Here is a 20,225-nt window from a genome sequence, read left to right as displayed (position 1 = left end):
GGGGGCGTCCCGCGAACGTGTTGCGAGGACGGCCATCCTCGGGACCGGTCCCGGGGCGACACGCAGGGCGGCTGAGATGCAGTTCCGGGTTCTGGGGCCGGTCGAGGTCCTCGCGGGTGGCCGGGCGGCGGCGATCGGGGAGCCCCGGCAGCGAGCGGTGCTGGCGGCGCTGCTGCTGGAGGCGGGCCGGCCGGTGAGCCGGGACACCCTCATCGACCGGGTGTGGGGCGACGCGGCACCGTCGCAGGCGCGCCGCTCGCTGTACGCGTACATCGCCCGGCTGCGGCGCGCCCTCGACGAGGTGGCCGGCCCGGGGGAGACCGGCCATCCGCTGGTCCGCGCGCCCGGCGGCTACCTGCTCGACGCCGGTGCCGAACAGGTGGACGTGCTGGCCTTCCGCGGTCTGCTCACCCGCAGCCGGGCCCCGGGCCTGCCCGGCGAGGCCCGCGCGGCGCTGCTGCGCGAGGTGCTGGCGCTCTGGCGCGGTGAGCCGCTCGCCGGAGTGGGCGGTGCCTGGGCGCGGCGGATGCGGGAGTCGCTGCGCCAGGATCACGTGCAGGCGACGGTGGCCTGGGCACACGCCGAGATCACCCTCGGCCGGGCCGAGAGCGTGCTGGTGCCGCTGACCGAACTCGCCGGGGAACGGCCGATGCTCGAGCCGGCCGCCGCCGCGCTGGTCCTGGCCCTGCACGCCACCGGGCGGGCGGCCGACGCGCTGGACCGCTTCGACAGGACTCGGCGCCTGCTGCGCGACGAACTCGGCGTCGACCCCGGCCCGGACCTGCGCGCCGCACACCAGTCAGTGCTCCGCGACGAGCCACCGATGCCGTCCCGGGCCGCTCCGGCTCCCTTCCCGCCCGCCGCCCAAACAGCCGCTCCAGTGCCGGCGCAAACAGCCGTGCCGGCGCAACCAGCCGTGCCGGTTCAAGTAGCCGTGCCGGCCGAGCTGCCGGCCGACGTCGCGGCCTTCACCGGCCGGACCGGCGAGATCGCCGAGTTCGACCGGCTCCTGGACGACGCTGCCGGGCAGGCGCCGCTGATCATCTGCGTCACCGGTACGGCCGGCGCCGGCAAGACCGCCCTAGCCGTGCACTGGGCGCACCGGGTCCGTGAGCGGTTCCCCGACGGCCAGCTCTACGTCAACCTGCGCGGCTACGACCCGGAACAGCCGGTGACCCCGCTCGGCGCCCTCGGCGCGCTGCTGGCCTCGATCGCCGGTACCGGACAGCCCGTACCGGCGGGTGTCGACGAGCGCGCCGCGCACTACCGGACCCGGCTCGCCGGGCGGCGCATGCTCATCGTGCTGGACAACGCGTCCGCCGTGGAGCAGCTGCGCCACCTGCTGCCCGGCACGACCGGGTGCGCCGTCATCGTCACCAGCCGGGACTCCCTGGCCGGCCTGGTCTCGGTCAACGGCGCCCGCCGAGTCGCCCTCGGCCTGCTGCCCGCCGTTGACGCGGCACGCCTGCTGGGGCAGCTTGTGGGAGCCCGGGTCGACCGTGAGCCCGAGGCCGCGGCCCTGCTGGCCGAGCAGTGCGCCCGGCTGCCGCTGGCGTTGCGCGTCGCCGCGGAACTGGCCGCCGCCCGCCCGGCGACCGGCCTGGCCACGCTCACCGGCGAACTGGCCGAGCAGCAGCGGCGCCTCGACCTGCTCAGTGACGGCGAGGACCCGCGGGCCGCCGTCAGCGCGGTCTTCTCCTGGTCGCTGCGGCACCTGCGCACCGCCGCGGTACGGCTGTTCACCCTGATCGGCCTGCACCCCGGAGCGGACCTGGACGCCTACGCGGCGGCCGCCCTCGCCGGCTGCACACTCGCCGAGGCACACCGGTCCCTGAGCGCACTGGTGCGGGCACATCTGATCCACCCGGCCGGGGCGGACAGGTACGGGCTGCACGATCTGCTTCGCGCGTACGCCGTCCGGCTCGCCGGGGAACAGCCCGGCGCGCCCGCCGCACTGACCCGGCTGCTCGATCATTATCTGGCCGGAGCCTCCGCGGCCATGCAGGTCCTCTATCCGGGTGAGGCGGACCGGCGCCCGGCGATCCCGCCGCCCGGCACGCCGATGCCGGTGATCACCGGGGTGGTCGCCGCCCGCGGATGGCTGCGCACCGAACTGCCCAACCTGGCCGCGGCCGCCGTGCACGCGGCGTCGCACCACCATCCGCATCACGCGGTACAGGCGTCGGCGCTGCTCTACCGCTACCTCGACGGTGGCGACCACGGCACGGCCGTCACCATCCACAGCAGTGCGCGTACGGCGGCCCGCCTGCTCGGTGACACCGCTGCCGAGGCGTACGCCCTGAACGCCCTCGCCCACCTCGACGCCCTCGCCGGGCACCCGGCGGAGGCGAGAAGTCACCTGGAACTCGCCCGTCGGCTCGCCGCGAAGGCCGGCGACGAACGGGGCCAGGCCCGCGCCCTCGGCAACCTGGCCGCTCTCGACGAGCAGCAGGCCCGGTACGCCGCCGCGGCCACCCGGTACGAGCAGGCGCTGCTGCGCTACCGGCGGCTCGGCGACCTCATCGGGGAGGCGCACGCTCTCACCCGGCTCGCGTCGGTCGGCGCCCGCCTGGGCCGCGAACGGCAGTCCCGGGACCACGCGGAACTGGCCCTGACGCTGCACCGCAAGGCCGGCCACACCTTCGGGGAGGCCTGGGCGTACAACAGCCTCGGCGAGATCGAAGCCCTCGCGGGCCGGTACGGCGCCTCCGCCGCCCGGCACCGGCAGGCACTGTCGCTGTTCCGGGAACTCGGCCACCGCAGCAGCCAGGCCGAGACCATGGACAGCCTGGGCGCCTGCGAGACCCGGCTCGGCCGGTACGAGCGTGCCCGTGACCACCACGGGCAGGCCCTGGAACTGTTCCGGGCGCTGGGTGACCGGCGCGGTCAGGCGTCGGCACTCAACGGGCTGGGGGAGGCGCTGCTCGCGGCCGGCCGGCCGGGCGAGGCAGCCGAGGCGTACACCAGTGCTCTCGGTGTCGCGGGCGGCGCCCGCGCTCAGCAGGCTCGCGCCCAGCAGGGTCTGGCGGCGCTCGGCCCGCCGGAGCAGGCCGAGCGCGTCAGATGCGGGTCGTGACACGGGCGGGATCGCTGTCAGCAGGGCCGGATCGAGGAGGCCTCGTCCTGAGCTCGCGTGCCGACCCAGGCCACCGCTGATCCCGGCGGCATGACGTTGACGTAACTGCGGTAGTTGATGTCGTAGTACCAGCAGTACGACCACGACGTGTTGTTCACCCAGGCGCTCATCTGGTCGCCGAAGTTGCCGTCGCCGGCGCCGTGCTTCGGGCTGTCACAGGGCGAGCAGGCGAAGGCGTGCAGGCTCGTTGTCGAGCCGCCGGCCGCCAGGGTGAAGACGTGCCCGTTGAAGTCCTTGTCGTTGTACAGGCACACCGAGTCGGCCGGACAGCCGACCAGCGCTGCCACATCCTTGGCCGGCGACGGCGCTGCCGCGCTCATCGACGCCGGCCTCGACGAGGAGTCCGGGGGTGCGGGTGCGGGCGACGCCACGGCCGGGGACGCCGCCGCGACCAGGCCCAGGATGCCGAGGGTCAGGGCGAGGACCGAGCGCACCAGGGTCCGCGACGATCGGGTGGATGTCATGGCAACCTCACTTTCACAGGGGTTTTCCGATGCCGCTCACGCTGTCGCCCGCCGGCTGCGGAAAACTTGTGGAAAGGTTGCGGAACCTCCGGCCCGCGCGCCTACGCGGCGGAGGTGAGCAGGCGCAGCTGCCGCTCCTCGTGGAGGAGGATGCGGGACATCTGCTCGTCGGTCAGGATGTCGCAGACCCAGTTCCAGTGCAGTGCGACCCGATCGCCGGGAGCCAGCCCCGCGAGAAGCGACCGCCCCTCCACCGACCAGGCGACCGTCTCCGAGCGCGTCTCCCCGTACCCCAGCTGATCTTTCTTCCAGATCAGTGGCCGCCCGGAGACCGTCGCGGTGCCGCCCGCCACGGTCAGAACCACCCCCGTGCGGATCCGGCACTGATCGAGAACGGTCACGGCCGTGGGGTTGCCGGTGCGGCGCAGCAGGGCGGCCCACGGGTACACCTCGAAGACGTGGAAGCTGTGATGCGCGGCAGCGTGCCGCCACGCCGTCGCCCAGGTGCCGCCCGTCTGCCCCGCGAACCGGCGCCGCAGATATCCCGTCAGGTCGGCCGGCGAGGGCAGGTCGACCAGACCGTTGCCCACCCAGTACGCCTCCACCACCGCCTCGTCCAGCGGATCCGCGATGCCGGCGGCCGACGCCAGGAACTCCAGGTAGACCCAGGCGCCCTCGAACTCCCGGGCCCGCCGGGCGATCTCCGCAGCCGAGGCGGACAGCATGTCACCGGCCGGACCGCAGTAGCCGAGCTCGTTCGGCGGGTAGGCGTACCGCGCGAACATCAGCGCACCGGCCGCGCTCATGCTCAGCAGATCCGGGGCAGCTGTTCGCCGATCGGCATGCTGACCACCCGGCTGCCGCCGAGCGCGGTCCGCGCCACCACCATCCCGGGATGCTCGGCCACGCAGGTGCCGATCCGGCGGGCCCCGGCGCCGAGCGGGTGCGCCAGCATCGCCGCCAGCACCTCGCCGGCGGCGCCGGGCGGTACGAAGGCCAGCAGCTTGCCCTCGTTCGCCACCTGGAGGGGGTCCAGCCCGAGCAGGCTGCACGCGTCGGCCACCCCGGCCGGGATCGGCAGATCACGTTCGGTCAGCTCGACGCCCACCCCGGCCGTACGGGCGATCTCGTTGAGCGACGCGGACACCCCGCCGCGAGTGGGGTCACGCAGCACGTGCACGTCGGCTCCGGTGGCCAGCATCGCCCCGACCAGGGCGTGCAGCGGCGCCGTGTCGCTGGCCACGCCGGTGGCGAACTCCAGGCCCTCCCGCACGCTCATCACCGCCACCCCGTGCACGCCGATGTCGCCGCTGATCAGCACGGCGTCCCCGGGTGCGGCCCGGTGCGGGCCGATCTCGACACCGTCGGGCACCACGCCGACGCCCGCGGTGTTGAGGAAGACGCCGTCGCCGCTGCCGTTGTCCACGACCTTGGTGTCGCCGGTGACGACCCGGACGCCGGCCGCCTGCGCCGCCGCTCCGACCGCCGCCGCGATCCGGCCCACCGTGGCCAGCTCGGTGCCCTCTTCCAGGATGAACGCGATCGAGAGATACAGCGGGGTGGCGCCGGACATCGCCAGGTCGTTGACGGTGCCGTTGACGGCCAGGTCGCCGATCGACCCGCCGGGGAAGAACATCGGCTTCACCACGTACGAGTCGGTGGAGAACGCGATCCGCGACGCGCCGACCGGCACGACCGCACTGTCGCCGGAGGCGAACGGCCCGTACGCCGGCAGGAAGAGATGGCGCACGAGCTCGTCGGACATCGCCCCGCCGCCACCGTGCCCCATCACCACCGTGGGGGTGTCCCGCAGCGGCACCGGGCAGGTCCAGCCCTCGAAATCCAGGTCAGCGGTCACGCCGTACCCACCAGCCGGTACGCGTGGTACGCCGCACAAGCCCCCTCCGACGACACCATGGTCGCCCCGAGCGGGTTCCGCGGCGTGCACTGCTTGCCGAACGCCTCGCACTCGTTGGGCTTGAGCAGCCCTTGCAGCACCTCACCCGACCGGCACAGCGGCGACTCCGACGTGCGCACCCCGCCCACGTCGAACCGCACCTCGGCGTCGTACTCCCGGTAGCGCTCGGACAGCCGCCACCCGCTGCCGGGGATCATCCCGATGCCCCGCCAGGTCCGGTCGGTCACCTCGAACACGTCACGCAGCATGGCGATCGCCGCCGGGTTGCCCTCGGCCCGCACCGCCCGCGGGTACGCGTTGCGCAGCTCGTGCTGCCCGGCCTCCAGCTGCACGACGGTCTGCCGGATCCCCTCCAGGATGTCCAGGGGCTCGAAGCCGGTGACCACGATCGGCACGCCGTACTTCGCGGCCAGCGGCGGGTACTCGCTGGTGCCCATCACGCTGCACACGTGCCCGGCGGCGAGGAACGCCTGCACCCGGCAGCGCGGCGACTCCATGATGGCGGCGATCGCGGGCGGCACCAGCACATGCGACACCAGCAACGAGAAGTTCTTCACGCCGAGACGCTGCGCCTGGTAGACGGTCATGGCGTTCGCGGGCGCCGTCGTCTCGAAGCCGATACCGAAGAACACCACCTGCCGGTCCGGGTTCTCCCGGGCCAGCGTCAGCGCGTCCAGCGGCGAGTACACCACCCGCACGTCGCCGCCCGCGCTCTTCACCGCGAACAGGTCCTGGCTGCTGCCCGGCACCCGCAGCATGTCACCGAACGAACAGAAGATCACCCCGGGCTCGGCGGCGATGGCCAGTGCCTTGTCGATCGTCTCGAGCGGCGTGACGCAGACCGGGCAGCCCGGCCCGTGGATCATCTCGACGCCGTCGGGGAGCAGCTGGTCGATGCCGTGCCGGATGATCGAGTGGGTTTGACCGCCGCAGACCTCCATCATCGCCCACGAACGGGTGGTGACCTCGTGGATCGCCTCGAGCAGCCGGCGGGCCAGGTCGGGATTGCTGAACTCATCGAGGTACTTCACCGAACTCCTCCTCCAGGATGCCCATCCGCTCGAAATTGGCCAGCGTCTCGCGCGCCGACGCCTCGTCGAGCCGCTGGATGGCGAAGCCGACGTGCACCACCACGTACTCGCCCACGCCGGCGTCGGGGATGTACTGCAGGCAGACGTTCTTGCGCACGCCACCGAAGTCGACCTCGGCCATCGGCACGCCGTCGACCTCGGCCAGGCTCAGCACGCGCCCCGGAACCGCCAGGCACATGAGCGTCACTCCCTCCTTGATCACGATGGTCGGAATCGGTCAGACGGACGCGCCGATCACCAGCTGACCCAGCGCGATGCCGCCGTCGTTGGGCGGCAGCAGCCGCGGTCGCAGCACGGTGAAGCCACGCTCCCGCAGGACCCGCTCCGCGCCGCCGATCAGCAGCGCGTTCTGGAAGACACCACCGCCGAGCGCCACCACATCGAGCCCGGTCTGCTCGCGGCACCGGTCCGCCAGCTCGGCGATCAGCAGAATCACCGCGCCGTGGAACCTGGCCGCCACCTTCGCCGCCGGCACACCGACAAGCACATCGGCCGCGATCCGGCGCATCATCGGGCCGGCGTCGGCGACGTCCGGTCCGTCTTGACAAGGACAAACTTCGATCCGGTACGGGTGAGCAAGCTCGCCTGCCGCCCGATACGCCAGCCCTTCGAGCCCGATGGCGGCCTCGGCCTCGTACTCGACGTGCTGCCGTACCCCGGCCAGCGACGCCACCGCGTCGAACAGCCGCCCCATGCTGGAGGTCGGCACGCAGCCCCCGCCGCTGCCGCTGCCATGACCGGCGCCGGTTTCGCCGGCGCCGGAGAACTGGCGGGCGAGCAGGTCGCGTTCGGCGGGCGGGCAGACGCGCACCGGTGGCAGGCCGGGGTGCCAGGCGACGCCGGCGGCGTGCAGGTGGGCCAGGGCCATCCGGTACGGGCGGCGCACGCTCGCATCACCGCCGGCCAGTGGGACGTAGCCGAGCCGGGCCGCGCGGCGGTACGACTTGTAGCCGGCGATCAGCACCTCGCCGCCCCACACGGCGCCGTCCGGGCCGTACCCGGTGCCGTCGAACGCGACACCGATGACCTGCTCGCCGGGCCCGAGGCCGTGCTCGGCCATCACCGACGCGATGTGCGCGTGGTGGTGCTGCACCAGCTGCAGCGGCCGGCCCTCGGCGTGCCGGCGGGCCCACTGCGACGACCGGTACTCCGGGTGCAGGTCGGCCACCACGATCTCGGGCCGCACCCCGGTCAGCTCCTCGAGATGACGTTCGGTGGCGGTCAGCGCGGTGATGGTGGCCAGGTCGTCCATGTCACCGATGTGCTGGCTGAGCCAGGCGTACCGGCCCTCGCCCACGGCGCAGGTGTTCTTCAGGTCGGCGCCGGCGGCCAGCATCGGGGGTACCTCGAACGGCAGCGCGATCGGCAGCGGCGCGTATCCCCGGGATCGGCGGATGGGCAGTTCGGCCCCGGCGGCGACCCGGCTCACCGAGTCGTCGGCCGGCACCCGGATCGGCCGGTCGTGCCGCAGCCACGCGTCGGCGAGCGCACCGAGCCGGGTCAGCGCCTCGGCGTCGTCGGTGACGATCGGCTCGCCGGCGAGGTTGCCCGAGGTCATCACCAGTGCGTCCGGTCCGGGAGGGTCACCCGGGAGGCCGAACAGCAGCACGTGCAGCGGGGTGTAGGGCAGCAGCAGCCCGAGGTCGGGGTTGCCCGGCGCTACCTCGTCGGCGACCCGCGCCGCGACCTCAGGCCCGCCTTGGTTCGCGGTTGCGGCCGGCGTGGCGGGGGAGGGCAGGCGGGGCAGCAGCACGATGGGGCGGCGTATCCCGGCGAGCAGCTGTTCCTCGTCGTGGGTGAGGGTGACCAGGCGGCGGGCCACGTCGAGGTCGGCGACCATGACGGCGAACGGTTTGCCGCCGCGCTGCTTGCGGCGGCGCAACTCGGTCACCGCGGCGGTGTTGCGGGCGTCGCAGGCCAGGTGGTAGCCACCCAGGCCCTTGACCGCGACTATCCGGCCGTCCGCGAGCAGCCGGCGGGCGGCCTCCACCGGGTCGTCCTTGCTGATCGGGGTGCCGGCCGCGTCGACGAGTTCCAGCCGGGGGCCGCAGTCGGTGCAGGCGATCGGCTGGGCGTGGAACCGGCGGTCGTCCGGGTTGTCGTATTCGGACCGGCAGGACGGGCACATCGGGAATCCGGCCATCGTGGTGGCGTTCCGGTCGTACGGAAGACGGGTGATGATCGTGAAGCGCGGCCCGCAGTTGGTGCAGGTGATGAAGGGGTGCCGGTGCCTGCGGTCGGCCGGGTCGCGCAGTTCGCGCAGGCAGTCGGCGCAGGTGGCGACGTCCGGTGAGGCGAGCGTGCGCCCGGTGCCGTCGCTGCGGGACGCCTCGATCGTGAAGCCGGTGCCGCCCCGGACCGGCACGTCCTCCTCCCGTACGTCGACGATCATGGCGAGCGGGGGAGCGCCGGTGCGCAACTGGCGGCCGTAGTCGTCCACCGCGGCGGGCTCGCCCTCGACCTCGATGATCACGCCGCCGGTCGTGTTGGCCACCGAACCGGCCAGGGCCAGGGAGGCCGCTGTCGCGTACGCGAAGGGCCGGAAGCCGACCCCCTGGACCAGGCCGGTCACGGTGAGCCGCCGCCGCGCCCGCCGGGGCTGGCCGACCAGCTCCAGGCCCTCCATGGCCTGCCCGGCGCGCGCCGCGTTGATCACCTCGACCGCGAAGCCGAGGTGGATGAGCACCCACGCGCCCGGGTCCGGCGGCGCGTCCAGCATGCCGATGTTGACCCGCCGCCGGGCGCCCTCGACGTCCACGAGCGCCAGCTGGCCCGCGTAGCCGTCGACGATCTCCACCACCTGGCCGGGAATGCCGAGGCACATGTCACGACCTCCCGGAGTCGGTGGTCATGCGGGGTTCGCCGGAGTCGGCGGGGCAGCGGGTCAGCACGGTGCGCACGGCGTCGACGGCGGCTGGTACTGCGGCGGCGACTGATGGGCTGAGGCCGATGCCCTCGGTCACCGCGGCGACGCGGCAGCCGACGACGACGGTCGGTGGCAGCGTGCCGCCGAGCCGGGACAGGCCGCCGAGGACGGCGACCGGGTTCATGCCGTGCGGATCGAACTCGGCGGGGCCGACGTCGTCCGGGCCGACGCCGAGCACCACGACCTCGCCCGGCGTGCCGGCGCTGGGCAGTGCGTCGACGAGTATCAGCAGGTCGTACCCGTCGAGCAGGTCGTAGGCCAGGTGCATGCCGCGGATGCCGTAGTCGGACACCCGTACCCCGGGCCGGGCGGGCTCGGCCGCCAGCCGCCGGACGACCTCGGGCCCGAACCCGTCGTCGCCCAGGAACAGATTGCCGATGCCGGCCACCAGGACGTTCACATCGCGCGGATCTTCAGGTACCGCTGGATGTCCGGAATCGAATCCACGACCAGCAGGACGGCGTATGCCGTGGCGGCCCCGAGCGCGATGGTGGTGGCGGCACCGATCAGTTTCAACATGCGTGGTCCTCCTGCTCCAGAGGTTCGAGCTCGTCGGGGGCGAAGTAGAGGTAGCGGCCGTACCAGTCGTGCAGGTCGGCGGCCGGATCGTCGACCAGGACGACGGCCACATGCGTGTCGCCATCCACGTCGGAGAAGACCGCGGTGACCCGGGCGACCTGGCCCGCGTAGAACAGGTCCTGCGCGTCGGCCCGCCGGCTCGGGTGCACCCGCACCAGGCTCCCCTTGGCGACCCGCACCCCGGCGATCAGCACCGCGTCGGTCGCGGGGTCGGCCGCGGCGTCCGCGGCCGGATCCCACCAAGGCGCCGGGCCGTCGGAGAGTGCCGGGCCGTCGGAGGGTGGCGGGTCGAGGCGGGTGCCGTGCAGGCGTTGCAGGTCGGCGGGGGCGAGGTCGTCGCAGCGGTCGACGATCGCGGCGGCGCGCGGGTCGGTGGCGCGGGCCTCCGCCTTCTCGGCGTCGGTCATGGTCATCACGCGCAGGGTGAGGATCTCGTCGATCTCGGTGGCGTCGAACAGCGCGCCGGGGCTCTGCTCGGCCAGTTGCGGGTGGTCGTACAGGATGATCGGCGCCCCGAGCAGCAGGTGGGACGACCCGGCCAGCACCGGCCAGCAACGCTCCTGCCGGCACCGGGCGGCGGCCTCGGCGGCGCCCGGCGGCGGTTCCTGCACCGAGACGAACGCCGCGTCATGCGCCTCGATCAGCAGGTGCGTGCCGAGCAGCGAATGGCGAGCCGTCTCGTCCTTGCCGGTCACCGGCCCGGGATGCTCGTTGGTCACCGTGACGGTCAGGCGCAGCAGGTCACCGTCCGGCTCGACCGCGGTGCGCACCCGCGCTGCCAGCGGCCAGCGGCGGCGCACAACGCGGCCGCCACCGCGAAGCGGCGCCTGGTCGGCACCGTCGAGCGGTTCCTCGTCGGCGCCTCCCGGCACGGTCACCGGGAACTCCGCGGTGCCCGACAGCGGCACCATCGGCAGGGTGATCTCCCGTTCCACCGCCTCGTCCCAGCTCAGCACACGCTGCCCGGCCACGGTCAGCGACGCGACCGGCGTGCCCGAGCCGTCCCGCACCTCGCGCGCCTGCAACTGGAGAAACCGCAGGTGGACCGTGACAGCTCCGGCACCGGACAGCAGGCACTGCATCGACAGGGAGGGCGGCTCGGCGAAGGCCGGCGCGGCCGCGAGCGGCGGCCCGAGCACCCCGAACTGCCAGCGGGACCGGTTCTTCGCCGCACTGGCCCGGTACGGATAGAGCAGGTAACCCTCGTAGAGCACCGTGTCGGCGACCGCCCGGGCCGCGGCGAGGCTCACGGCGCCGGCCGGTCCGCGGCGGACAGCAGCCGCTGCATCGTCTCGTCCCAGCTGATCAGATCGTGCCGGGCCCGGAACGCGGCCAGGTCGGCGAGCACGTCCGAGCCGACCCGCAGCCAGCCGGAGTTCGGGAAGTAGGAGGCGATCATCTCGCGCCACACCGCCACCGGCATCGCGTACCGGGCCTCGCACGCCCACGGCACCTGCTCCACCTCGAAGCCGCTGCCGCCGCGGGTGAAGATCGTGCCGGAGAACAGGAAGTCCAGCGGCGCGTCACCGGCGCCGAGCGCGTGCAGATAGCGGGTGCCGATCACGTCCAGGTCGTAGGTGCAGGGCAGGGCGAGATCGGTCTCGGTGTGCCCGGTGAAACCCTGCACCGTGGTGTTGGCCTGCATCCAGAGGAACGGCTTGAGGGTGTCGCCCCACCGGCTGCGCTCGCCGAACAGGCCGCGCAGCCCGTCCTCCTCACCCTCGTCGTACCGGCGCCGCTGCGGCTCGATCCGCACCTGGCAGCGCAGCGCGATCGCGTGGATCCGGCGGCCGGTGGTCTCCTCGATGCGCAGCCGCGCGGTCAGTTGCGGCGCCACCGCGTACGGCTCGGCGGCCACATCCAGCACGGTGAACCGGTAGCCGCTCATCCGGTCCCCTCCCCGCCACCGGCCGGGCGGGCGTCACCGGCCGGGCGCGCGTCGCCGGCCGGGCGGCTGCGCTCGCGCAGGGCGCCGAAGAACACGGCGACCGCCTCGTGCGCCTCGCGGCCGCCGTCGAAGCCGCGCCACAGCGTGCGCAGCCGGCCGACCAGTTCGTAGCAGGCGTCGATCGGCACCAGGTACGCGTCCGCCCCCCGCCGCACGAGCAGCGCCTCCACGTCCGGCTGCAGCGTGGCCAGCACGGGGTGCTCCGCCACGATCCGCTCCCAGGCCGGCAGGTCCAGCTCGGACTCGGTGGCGCCGCCCGGGCCGGGGTAGAAGGCCACCATCCGCTCCTGCGCCGAGTTGTGGAACAGGAACGCGAGCCCGACCGGGATCTGCAGCTCGTCCCAGGCCCGTTCGTCGACCACCGGCCCGGGAAACGACAGGTGGCGGTCCGGAACAGCCCGGTAGCGCAGGTGCGCGCCGGCGTCGGTGAACAGCAGGTAGCAGGCACGGCAGGCGCACATCAGCTGCCGTGTCTCCAGGTCCACCACGTGCGGATGGCCGCCGCCGAGCGGGGTGGCGCACATGTCGCAGCGTTCCTCCGGCGGTGCGGGCCGGCTGCGGGCTATCCGGCGCAGCGTGGAGAGCGGCCCGGCAGCGTTGTCGCTCATGTCGGCTCAGCCACCCGGGCGAACAGCGACGCCACCGGGATGAGCGCCGGCTTTGCCGCCACCTCGATGCCGGTGACCTCCGGCGCGGCGGCCTCGACGATCTCCTCCAGGCCGGCCGGCGGATGGCCGTGCGACACCCGCAACCGGCACACGCCCGAGGCGGTCACCTCGACGAGCTCCACACCGGTGCCGGCCAGCGCGGCGGCCACCCGGGTGGCCGTGTCGTACGGGTGCAGGCCGTGCACCAGCAGCAACCCGGCGACGAGGTCGTCACCGGCCACCGCGGCGACCACCTCGTCGGTGAGCGCCCCGGCGTCGTGCAGCACGCCGAGCAGCCGTTCCAGGCCGGCGCCGTAGAGCCCGGTGACCACCCGCACGAGTTCCTCGGCCCGGTCCCGGCCGGCCGTCTCGGCGTCGATCAGCGCGTCGATGCGGGCGCCGGCAGCCCGCCAGTCCTGAACGTCCGGCACGGGGTCACTCGCTCCCGGCCGACTGGGTGGGCGAGTGCAGCAGCTCGAGGGTCTTGCCGCCGCCCAGGTACATGTGGACCCCGCACGGAAGACAAGGATCGAAGCTGCGCACCGTACGCATGATGTCGATGCCTTTGAAGTGCTCCCGGTCGTTCTCCTCGAAGATCGGCTGACCCTGAACGGCATCCTCATACGGTCCGGGAGTGCCGTAGGTGTCGCGCGGGTTCGCGTTCCAGGGCGTCGGCGGGTACGGGTGGTAGTTGGCGATCTTCCCGTCCCGGATGACCATGTGGTGCGACAGCACGCCGCGGACCGCCTCGGTGAAACCGCAGCCGATGCCCTCGTCGGGCACCTCGAACGGCTCCCACGTCTTGGTGCGCCCGGCACGGATCTCGGCGAGCGCCTTCTCCGCGAAATGCAGGGCACAGGCCGCCGCGTACGCCTGGAAGTAGGTGCGGGCCCGATTGCGCTCGATCGTGTTGCTCCAGCGCGGGATCTTCCACTCCATCTCGACCGGGCCCTTGAGCGCGGTCTTCGGCAGGTTGATCTTCACCGAGCTGCCGGTCGACTGTACGTAGCCGATGTCGACGAGGCCGGCCAGTGCCGTCGACCAGAGCCGGGCGAGCGGGCCGCCGCCGGTGTCCAGCGCCAGGTAGTCCTTGCCGTCGTACCAGCGCGGCGACATCACCCAGCTGTACTTGCCGTCCAGGTCGCGTTTCTGCGGGCGCGGGTTGGTGTGCTGGTTCCACGGGTGACGCCGGTCGACCGGGTTGCCGAGCGGGTCGTGCGTCACGAACATCTCCTGGTCCTGCCAGTCCTCGTAGTAGGACGAGCCGAGCAGGATGCGGATGCCGAGGTTGATCTCCACGAGGTCGGTGGTGAGGAGTTCGCCGTCCACGACGATGCCGGGGGTCACGTACATCCTGCGGCCCCAGTCGGTCATGTCCGCGTACTTGAAGTTGCAGTGTTCCGGGTCCTGGAACGAACCCCAGCAACCCAGCATGATCCGCCGGTTGCCGACCAGCTCGTAGCCCGGCAGCGCCTGGTAGAAGAAGTCGAACAGGTCGTCGTGCATCGGCACGACCTTCTTCATGAACTCCACGTACCGCATGAGCCGGGTCAGGTAGTCGGTCATCAGCTGGATGGTGGCGACCGTGCCGACCCCGCCGGGGTAGAGCGTGGAGGGGTGCACGTGGCGGCCCTCCATCAGGCAGAACATCTCCCGGGTCATCCGGCTGACCTGGAGCGCCTCGCGGTAGAACTCGCCGGTGAACGGGTTGAGCGAGCGCATGATGTCGCCGATGGTGCGGTAGCCGTGTGCGCCGGCGTTGGGCGACTCGGTGCGGTTGGCCTGCTCGAGCACACCCGGATTGGTCTCGGCGACCATCTTCTCGCAGTAGTCCACCCCGACCAGGTTCTCCTGGAAGATGTTGTGGTCGAACATGTACTCGGCGGCCTCACCGAGGTTGACGATCCACTCGGCGAGGTGCGGTGGCTTCACGCCGTACGCCATGTTCTGCGCGTAGCAGGAGCAGGTGGCGTGGTTGTCGCCGCAGATGCCGCAGATCCGGCTGGTGATGAAGTGCGCGTCGCGCGGGTCCTTGCCCTTCATGAAGATGGAGTAGCCGCGGAAGATCGAGCTGGTGCTGTGGCACTCGGCGACGATCCGCTGCTTGAAGTCGATCTTGGTGTAGATGCCGAGGCTGCCCACGATCCGGGTGATCGGGTCCCAGGCCATCTCGACGAGCTCGGTGTCCTTGCCGCTCGGGGTGGCGGTCATGTCGTCCTCTCCCGTCACCAGGTCCGGGTCGCGCCGGTGGTCAGCTCTTTGCCCGGCCGGCGCCATCGCGGCTCCCGGTCGAGGGTGTGCGCGGTGATGGCGCGCAGCCGTTTGACGGTCTTGCCGTAGGGGCCGATCAGCCTGGTGGACAGGCGGCCGCCCGGCGGCTCGTCCATGAACGGCATGAACTTGTCCGGGAAACCGGGCATGGTGCAGCCGATGCAGATGCCGCCCACGTTGGGACAGCCGCCCACCCCGTTGAGCCAGCCGCGCTTGGGCACGTTGCACTTCACGACCGGACCCCAGCAGCCCAGCTTCACGATGCACTGGGGCGAGCCGTACTCGTCGGCGAAGTCGGCCTGCTCGTAATAGCCGGCGCGGTCGCAACCCTCGTGCACGGTCTGCCCGAACAGCCAGGACGGGCGCAGCGCCTCGTCGAGGGGGATCATCGGCGCCTGGCCGGTGGCCTGGTAGAGCAGGTAGGTCAGCGTCTCGGAGAGATTGTCCGGCTGGATCGGGCAGCCCGGCACGCAGACGATCGGGATGCCCGCCTTGGACTTCCAATTCCAGCCCAGATAATCGGGTACGCCCATCGCGCCGGTCGGGTTGCCGGCCATCGCGTGGATCCCGCCGTAGGTCGCGCAGGTGCCGACCGCCACGACGGCGGTGGCCTTGGGTGTCAGCCGGTCGAGCCACTCGCTGGTGGTCATCGGCTGCCCGGTGGCCGGGTTGTTGCCGAACCCGCTCCAGTAACCGTCGTCGTGCAGCAGCTCGTTGGGTATCGACCCCTCCACCACCAGCACGAACGGATCCAGTTCGCCGCGGTCGGCGCGGAAGAACCACTCCAGGAAGTCGTCGGCGCCGCCGTTGGGCCCGCACTCGAAGTCGATCAGCGGCCAGTGCACGGCGATCCGGGGCAGGCCGGGCAGCGCGCCGAGCGCGATCTCCTCGATGCTGGGCTGGGTGGCGGCGGTGAGCGCGACCGAGTCACCGTCGCAGCTCAGGCCGGCATTGAGCCAGAGAACGTGGATGAGGGTGTCGCCCGAATCGTCTGGTGGCATGGGTGACCCGTTTCCGGGGTCTTCCACGACCCCTGAGGCGGTGGGGTCGACGCTCGGCCCGTACGTGTGAGGCAGGTAACACCCTAAACCTGCGCCGTGTAACAATGTCAATCCGTTCGGTAGATGGCTACCTGACCGGACGACCTCGTCTTGCGCCCTCGGATCGGGACCGGTATGCACGAGTTGGCGATCGCGGAAAGCATCGTGGACGCGGTCTGCGAGCGGGCCGCGGGCCGTACGGTCCACCGGGTGACTGTCCGCATCGGAGCTTTGACGGCGGTCGTCCCCCAAGCAATGCGATTCTGCTTTGACCTGGCAGTGGAGGGCACGGTGGCCGACGGCGCCGAGCTGGCGATCGAGCAGCGGGCCGGTGCGGCGCGCTGCCGGGACTGCGGGGCGGAGATCGAACTCGCCGATCTGATCCTGCTGTGCCCGTGCGGCAGCGCCGATCTGAGCGTGACCGCGGGACGCGAATTGCAGATCGTCTCGATGGAGGTGAGCTGAGCCATGTGCGCGACGTGCGGTTGCGGGCATTCACCTCCGCATGCCCACGAGGTGGTCACCCTTGAGGAAAAGGTACTGGCCAAGAACGACGAACTCGCCGCGGCGAACCGGCGGTGGCTGGCCGGCCGCGGAATTCGTACGGTCAACCTGATGAGCTCACCCGGATCCGGCAAGACCACGCTGCTCGAGCGCACCATCCGCGACACCGGCGGCACACGGCCGGTGGCGGTCGTCGAGGGCGATCAGGAGACGCGGCTCGACGCCGAGCGGATCCGGCGTACCGGATGCCCGGTCGTGCAGGTGAACACCGGCGCCGGCTGCCATCTGGACGCGGCCATGTTGCACGGCGCGATGGACCGCTTGTCCCCGGCCGACGGCTCCCTGCTGTTCGTGGAGAACGTCGGCAACCTGGTCTGCCCCGCGTTGTTCGACCTGGGCGAGGAGAGCAAAGTCGTGATCATCTCGGTGACCGAGGGCACCGACAAGCCGTTGAAATATCCGTACATGTTCGCTGCTGCCGATCTGGTCGTGGTGAACAAGGTAGACCTCCTGCCGTATGTCGATTTCGATCTCGGCGCCTGCCGGGGGTATGTCGCGTCGGTCAACCCGCGCGCCGAGGTCGTCGCCCTCTCCGCCACCCGGGGCGACAACGTCGGATCCTGGTACGACTGGCTGGCCATCAGTTGACGCTCGGCTCGGGCCGGCGCCACACCTGGCACAGGCCGGCGCCCTCGGTGGTGTCCAGCACCCGCAGCACCCGGTCGGCCCGCAGGTAACTGGCGATCTCGGCGGTGACGTCGAGCATCGTGCCCGCCGGTGTGACCACCACCGGAAGGCGGCCGGCGTCGAGCAGACCCTCCACGGTGGCGGCGTCACGCAGCAGCTGGCCGTGGCGGTGACGGACGGGCACCGCGACCACCTCGCGCAGCGGCAGACACCGGCGCAGTTCGGCGACCACCGCGTCACCCACGGGCCGGTCGTCGGAGCCGAGGACCACAAGCAGCGCCTCGCCGGCCGCCAACTCGGCGAGGCGCCGCATCACCCGCTCGGGGTGCCAATCAGCGTCGCCCTCGCGGACCGCGGCCACCGTGACCGAGGACCGGGGCTCCACCTCGAGCCACACGGCCTCGGGTTCCCGGATGACCATCGGCACATGCCGCGGGCGCCGCGCCGTGCTGCCGCCGCCCCACCGGAACTCCACCGGCTCGGCCGTGAGCTTTCTTCGTGTCGTCATTCGCTGCCAGAGCAAGGCTGTCCACCTCATGAAGTCGTCGGGGGTCGTCGAGCCGTCGGGGCGGCTCCGTGAACAGGCTGCATGACGGTGAGTCACCGGCGCCAGGGCCAAGCGTGTCCGCACACTTATGGGCCGGTGCCGCGTACGGCGGGGTGGGTGAAAAGCCTGCTCAGACGGGTGATGAGGGGTGCGGTGGACAGTTGTGTCCGGTGCCGCGGACCGCTACCCGGACCAAGTTGGGCCTACCGGGCGATGGCGTGCGTCAACTGTCCCCGTGCATGACGGGCCGCGGTTTTATCTGCAGCAACGGCGGCCGCGTCGCCAGATCCACGCCGGACACTTCCGGGGCTGCCCGGCGGACAGCGGTCTCGATCTGCCCGGCCGCGCCGCACCGTGACGCGGTCACCCGGAGCCGGACCACGCCGCTCTCGCTGATGCCCAGCAGCTCGGCGCCGGTGCCGGCCAGCGCCTGCCGGACCCGGTCGGCCACCGGCACCGGATGCAGGTCGTGCACCAGCAGCAGGCTCGCCACCAGCGGGTCGGCGCTCAGCTCGGTCAGCCGGTCGGGGCCGAGCATCGCGGCGATCCGGGTCAGGCCGTCCCCGTAGAGCTGAACCAGGTGGCGGACCAGCTCCTCGGCGGCCGGAGCGGCGTTCGGATCGGTGCTGTCGCGCAACTGCGTCAGCAGCCGGTCGATGTGCTGTCCCGCTTCCTCAGCGCTGGTCATCAGCCGGCCGTTTGGGTGGAGACGCGCAGTGTGAAGCCGCGCAGCGTACGGATCAACGGCACGTAACCAGCGTCCGCCGGCGCCGCTCCCGCCGGCTCCTCCATGAACGGCATGAACTTGTCCGGGAAACCGGGCATCGTGCAGGCGATGCAGATGCCGCCCACGTTGGGGCAGCCACCGACCCCGTTGATCCAGCCGCGCTTGGCGACGTTGCACCGGACCACCTGACCCCAGCACCCCACCTTGACCAGGCAGTTCGTCGAACCGTAGCCGGTGGCGAAGTCGCTCTGGTCGTAGAAGGAGGCCCGGTCGCAGCCGGAGTGCACCGTCGTCTCGAACAGCCAGCGCGGGCGCAGCGACTCGTCCAGCTCGATCTGCGGCGCCTGCCCGGCCACCTGGTAGAGCATGTGCAGGATCGTCTCGGCCAGGTTGTCCGGATGGGTGGGGCAGCCCGGCACGCACACGATCGGCAGCCCGGTCTTCGACTTCCAGTCCCAGCCCAGATAATCGGGCACGCCCATCGCCCCGGTCGGGTTGCCGGCCATCGCGTGCACACCGCCGTACGCCGCGCAGGTGCCCACCGCCATGATCGCTGTCGCCTTGGGCGCCAGCCGGTCCAGCCACTCGGACGCGGTGATCGGCTGCCCGGTCAGCGGATCGTTGCCGAACCCGCTCCAGTAGCCCTCCGCCTTGTTCGTCTCGTCGGGCACCGAACCCTCGACGATCAGGATGAACGGATCGAGCTCGCCCCGGTCGGCCCGGTGCCACCACTCGATGAAGCTGTCCGAACTCTGGTCGGGGCCGCTGTCGAAGTCGAAATACGGCCAGTGCAGCGCGATCTCCGGCAGGCCCGGCAGGGCACCCGCGACGATCTCCTCGATGCTCGGCTGGGTGGCGGCGGTCAGCGCAACGGACTCGCCGTCGCAGCTCAGCCCGCCGTTCATCCAGAGGATGTGCAGCACCTGCTCACGGTCGTCCGCGGACGGGACGTTCACCGGGCATCTCCATCCGAACGTCGGCGGATTGGATGCAAGCGATGCTAGCGGGTGCGGCACAGTGGAGTTGTCACCCGATCGGGTGTGGCCGGTGACCGTAAGCTCGCCTAGGGCCTCTGCGGAACCGGCCCTGATCTGCTGGAAGGGGGTCCGATGGCGGAGAGTATCGAGATCCTGCCGCTCGAGGTGGTGGCGCAGGCGTTCCCGGCGCGCCCCGCCGCCCTGCCGGACGTCCGTGACTTCGTGCGCCGCCAGCTGACCGGCAAATCGGTGTCCGACGACGACATCCGCCTGCTCGGCGAGCGGGTCGCCGACGTCCTGCTGGACGCGGCCGGCGCCGCCGGCACCATCCAGGTCTCACTGCGGCTCTTCCCGGCCGGCGCCGAGGTGGACGTGCTCTTCGCACCGGACATCGCAGCGCCGGTGCGCCCGGCCGCTACGGCAGCAGTCCAGGCAGCGGGTGGCCAGGTAGCGACGGTCCAGGCGGGCGGCCGGGCGGCGACGGTGCAGCCGGCCGGCCGGGTGGCGACCGGCCGGGCGGTGGTCTCCGCGTCGCTCACGGAGGCCGGGCCGGTGGCCCAGCAGGCGTTCTCCACGTGGCTGTCCGGCCGACTGCGCCAGGAGGGCCTGACGATGGAGGCGGCAGCCCGCCGCCTCGAGGTGTCTACCAAGACCATCAGCCGCTGGGTGGCCGGCTCCACCGAACCCCGCCTGCGCGACCTCTACCGGATCCGCGAGGAGTTCGGCGAGCCGTTCCACTGAGCCACGGCTCCGACATGACTCC

At 72.0% G+C, this 20,225-nt stretch carries 21 protein-coding genes; 4 read left to right on the top strand and 17 right to left on the bottom strand.

Features of this window, described 5'->3' with window-relative positions; genetic code table 11:
* The first annotated feature begins 76 nt into the window (after positions 1-76).
* On the top strand, positions 77-3,076 hold the full coding sequence (locus ACFQV6_RS14855; protein WP_378028041.1) for a BTAD domain-containing putative transcriptional regulator: 3,000 nt from the start codon (positions 77-79) through the stop codon (positions 3,074-3,076).
* Between the two features lie 17 nt (positions 3,077-3,093).
* On the opposite strand, the gene ACFQV6_RS14850 is transcribed toward ACFQV6_RS14855, so the two are convergent.
* The 14 genes from ACFQV6_RS14850 to ACFQV6_RS14785 form a co-directional block, all read right to left on the bottom strand.
* Entirely contained in the window at positions 3,094-3,600 is a 507-nt protein-coding gene (locus ACFQV6_RS14850; RefSeq protein WP_378028040.1) for a peptidase inhibitor family I36 protein, read from the bottom strand.
* 101 nt (positions 3,601-3,701) lie between these two features.
* On the bottom strand, positions 3,702-4,406 hold the full coding sequence (locus ACFQV6_RS14845) for a DUF6390 family protein (protein WP_378028039.1): 705 nt from the start codon (positions 4,404-4,406) through the stop codon (positions 3,702-3,704).
* Between the two features lie 2 nt (positions 4,407-4,408).
* Entirely contained in the window at positions 4,409-5,458 is a 1,050-nt protein-coding gene (hypE, locus tag ACFQV6_RS14840) for a hydrogenase expression/formation protein HypE (protein WP_378028038.1), read from the bottom strand.
* The gene (gene hypD / locus ACFQV6_RS14835; protein WP_378028037.1) at positions 5,455-6,549 is read right to left on the bottom strand and encodes a hydrogenase formation protein HypD; all 1,095 of its coding nucleotides are present in this window, start codon (positions 6,547-6,549) and stop codon (positions 5,455-5,457) included. Before hypD ends, hypE begins: the two co-directional genes overlap by 4 nt.
* Positions 6,533-6,787, bottom strand: a complete 255-nt coding sequence (locus ACFQV6_RS14830; RefSeq protein WP_378028107.1) for a HypC/HybG/HupF family hydrogenase formation chaperone — start codon at positions 6,785-6,787, stop codon at positions 6,533-6,535. The genes hypD and ACFQV6_RS14830 overlap by 17 nt, the downstream gene beginning before the upstream one ends.
* 39 nt (positions 6,788-6,826) lie before the next feature.
* Complete coding sequence (hypF, locus tag ACFQV6_RS14825) at positions 6,827-9,433, bottom strand: carbamoyltransferase HypF (RefSeq protein ID WP_378028036.1); 2,607 nt, start codon at positions 9,431-9,433, stop codon at positions 6,827-6,829.
* Position 9,434: 1 nt separating this feature from the next.
* The gene (locus tag ACFQV6_RS14820; RefSeq protein ID WP_378028035.1) at positions 9,435-9,935 is read right to left on the bottom strand and encodes a hydrogenase maturation protease; all 501 of its coding nucleotides are present in this window, start codon (positions 9,933-9,935) and stop codon (positions 9,435-9,437) included.
* Positions 9,932-10,054 carry a DUF6893 family small protein gene (locus ACFQV6_RS14815; protein WP_378028034.1) on the bottom strand — a complete coding sequence of 41 codons (123 nt, stop codon included), beginning with the start codon at positions 10,052-10,054 and terminating at the stop codon, positions 9,932-9,934. The genes ACFQV6_RS14820 and ACFQV6_RS14815 overlap by 4 nt, the downstream gene beginning before the upstream one ends.
* Positions 10,048-11,364: a hypothetical protein gene (locus ACFQV6_RS14810; RefSeq protein ID WP_378028033.1), complete on the bottom strand. Its 1,317-nt coding sequence runs from the start codon at positions 11,362-11,364 to the stop codon at positions 10,048-10,050. The genes ACFQV6_RS14815 and ACFQV6_RS14810 overlap by 7 nt, the downstream gene beginning before the upstream one ends.
* Entirely contained in the window at positions 11,361-12,002 is a 642-nt protein-coding gene (locus ACFQV6_RS14805) for a DUF6084 family protein (protein ID WP_378028032.1), read from the bottom strand. Before ACFQV6_RS14805 ends, ACFQV6_RS14810 begins: the two co-directional genes overlap by 4 nt.
* Entirely contained in the window at positions 11,999-12,670 is a 672-nt protein-coding gene (locus ACFQV6_RS14800; RefSeq protein WP_378028031.1) for a DUF5947 family protein, read from the bottom strand. Before ACFQV6_RS14800 ends, ACFQV6_RS14805 begins: the two co-directional genes overlap by 4 nt.
* Positions 12,667-13,140: a hypothetical protein gene (locus tag ACFQV6_RS14795; protein ID WP_378028030.1), complete on the bottom strand. Its 474-nt coding sequence runs from the start codon at positions 13,138-13,140 to the stop codon at positions 12,667-12,669. Before ACFQV6_RS14795 ends, ACFQV6_RS14800 begins: the two co-directional genes overlap by 4 nt.
* A gap of 4 nt (positions 13,141-13,144) precedes the next feature.
* Positions 13,145-14,920 carry a nickel-dependent hydrogenase large subunit gene (locus ACFQV6_RS14790; RefSeq protein WP_378028029.1) on the bottom strand — a complete coding sequence of 592 codons (1,776 nt, stop codon included), beginning with the start codon at positions 14,918-14,920 and terminating at the stop codon, positions 13,145-13,147.
* A 14-nt stretch (positions 14,921-14,934) separates the two neighbouring features.
* Positions 14,935-15,981: a hydrogenase expression protein HypE gene (locus ACFQV6_RS14785; RefSeq protein ID WP_378028028.1), complete on the bottom strand. Its 1,047-nt coding sequence runs from the start codon at positions 15,979-15,981 to the stop codon at positions 14,935-14,937.
* 174 nt (positions 15,982-16,155) lie between these two features.
* Here ACFQV6_RS14785 and hypA point away from each other — a divergent pair, with 174 nt between their 5' ends.
* Together hypA and hypB are read left to right on the top strand one after the other, a co-directional pair.
* Entirely contained in the window at positions 16,156-16,485 is a 330-nt protein-coding gene (gene hypA / locus ACFQV6_RS14780) for a hydrogenase maturation nickel metallochaperone HypA (protein WP_378028027.1), read from the top strand.
* Between the two features lie 51 nt (positions 16,486-16,536).
* The gene (gene hypB / locus ACFQV6_RS14775) at positions 16,537-17,172 is read left to right on the top strand and encodes a hydrogenase nickel incorporation protein HypB (protein ID WP_378028026.1); all 636 of its coding nucleotides are present in this window, start codon (positions 16,537-16,539) and stop codon (positions 17,170-17,172) included.
* Here hypB and ACFQV6_RS14770 read toward each other — a convergent pair.
* The 3 genes from ACFQV6_RS14770 to ACFQV6_RS14760 all read right to left on the bottom strand — a co-directional run bounded on the left by ACFQV6_RS14770 (position 17,165) and on the right by ACFQV6_RS14760 (position 19,441).
* A complete protein-coding gene (locus ACFQV6_RS14770) occupies positions 17,165-17,719 on the bottom strand; it encodes a hypothetical protein (RefSeq protein ID WP_378028025.1) in 555 nt (184 codons plus the stop codon). The genes hypB and ACFQV6_RS14770 overlap by 8 nt on opposite strands.
* A 262-nt stretch (positions 17,720-17,981) precedes the next feature.
* Positions 17,982-18,446, bottom strand: a complete 465-nt coding sequence (locus ACFQV6_RS14765; protein ID WP_378028024.1) for a hypothetical protein — start codon at positions 18,444-18,446, stop codon at positions 17,982-17,984.
* Positions 18,446-19,441, bottom strand: coding sequence for a hydrogenase expression protein HypE (locus tag ACFQV6_RS14760; protein WP_378028023.1), 996 nt, complete (start codon positions 19,439-19,441; stop codon positions 18,446-18,448). Before ACFQV6_RS14760 ends, ACFQV6_RS14765 begins: the two co-directional genes overlap by 1 nt.
* 153 nt (positions 19,442-19,594) lie before the next feature.
* Here ACFQV6_RS14760 and ACFQV6_RS14755 point away from each other — a divergent pair, with 153 nt between their 5' ends.
* Entirely contained in the window at positions 19,595-20,203 is a 609-nt protein-coding gene (locus ACFQV6_RS14755; protein ID WP_378028022.1) for a helix-turn-helix transcriptional regulator, read from the top strand.
* The last annotated feature ends 22 nt before the right edge of the window (positions 20,204-20,225 follow it).

It is taken from the genome of Actinoplanes sp. GCM10030250, from assembly GCF_042666575.1.
GTDB lineage: Bacteria > Actinomycetota > Actinomycetes > Mycobacteriales > Micromonosporaceae > Actinoplanes.
The sequence above is the reverse complement of the archived record's forward strand: the minus strand, read 5'-3'. Positions and strand labels throughout refer to the sequence as shown.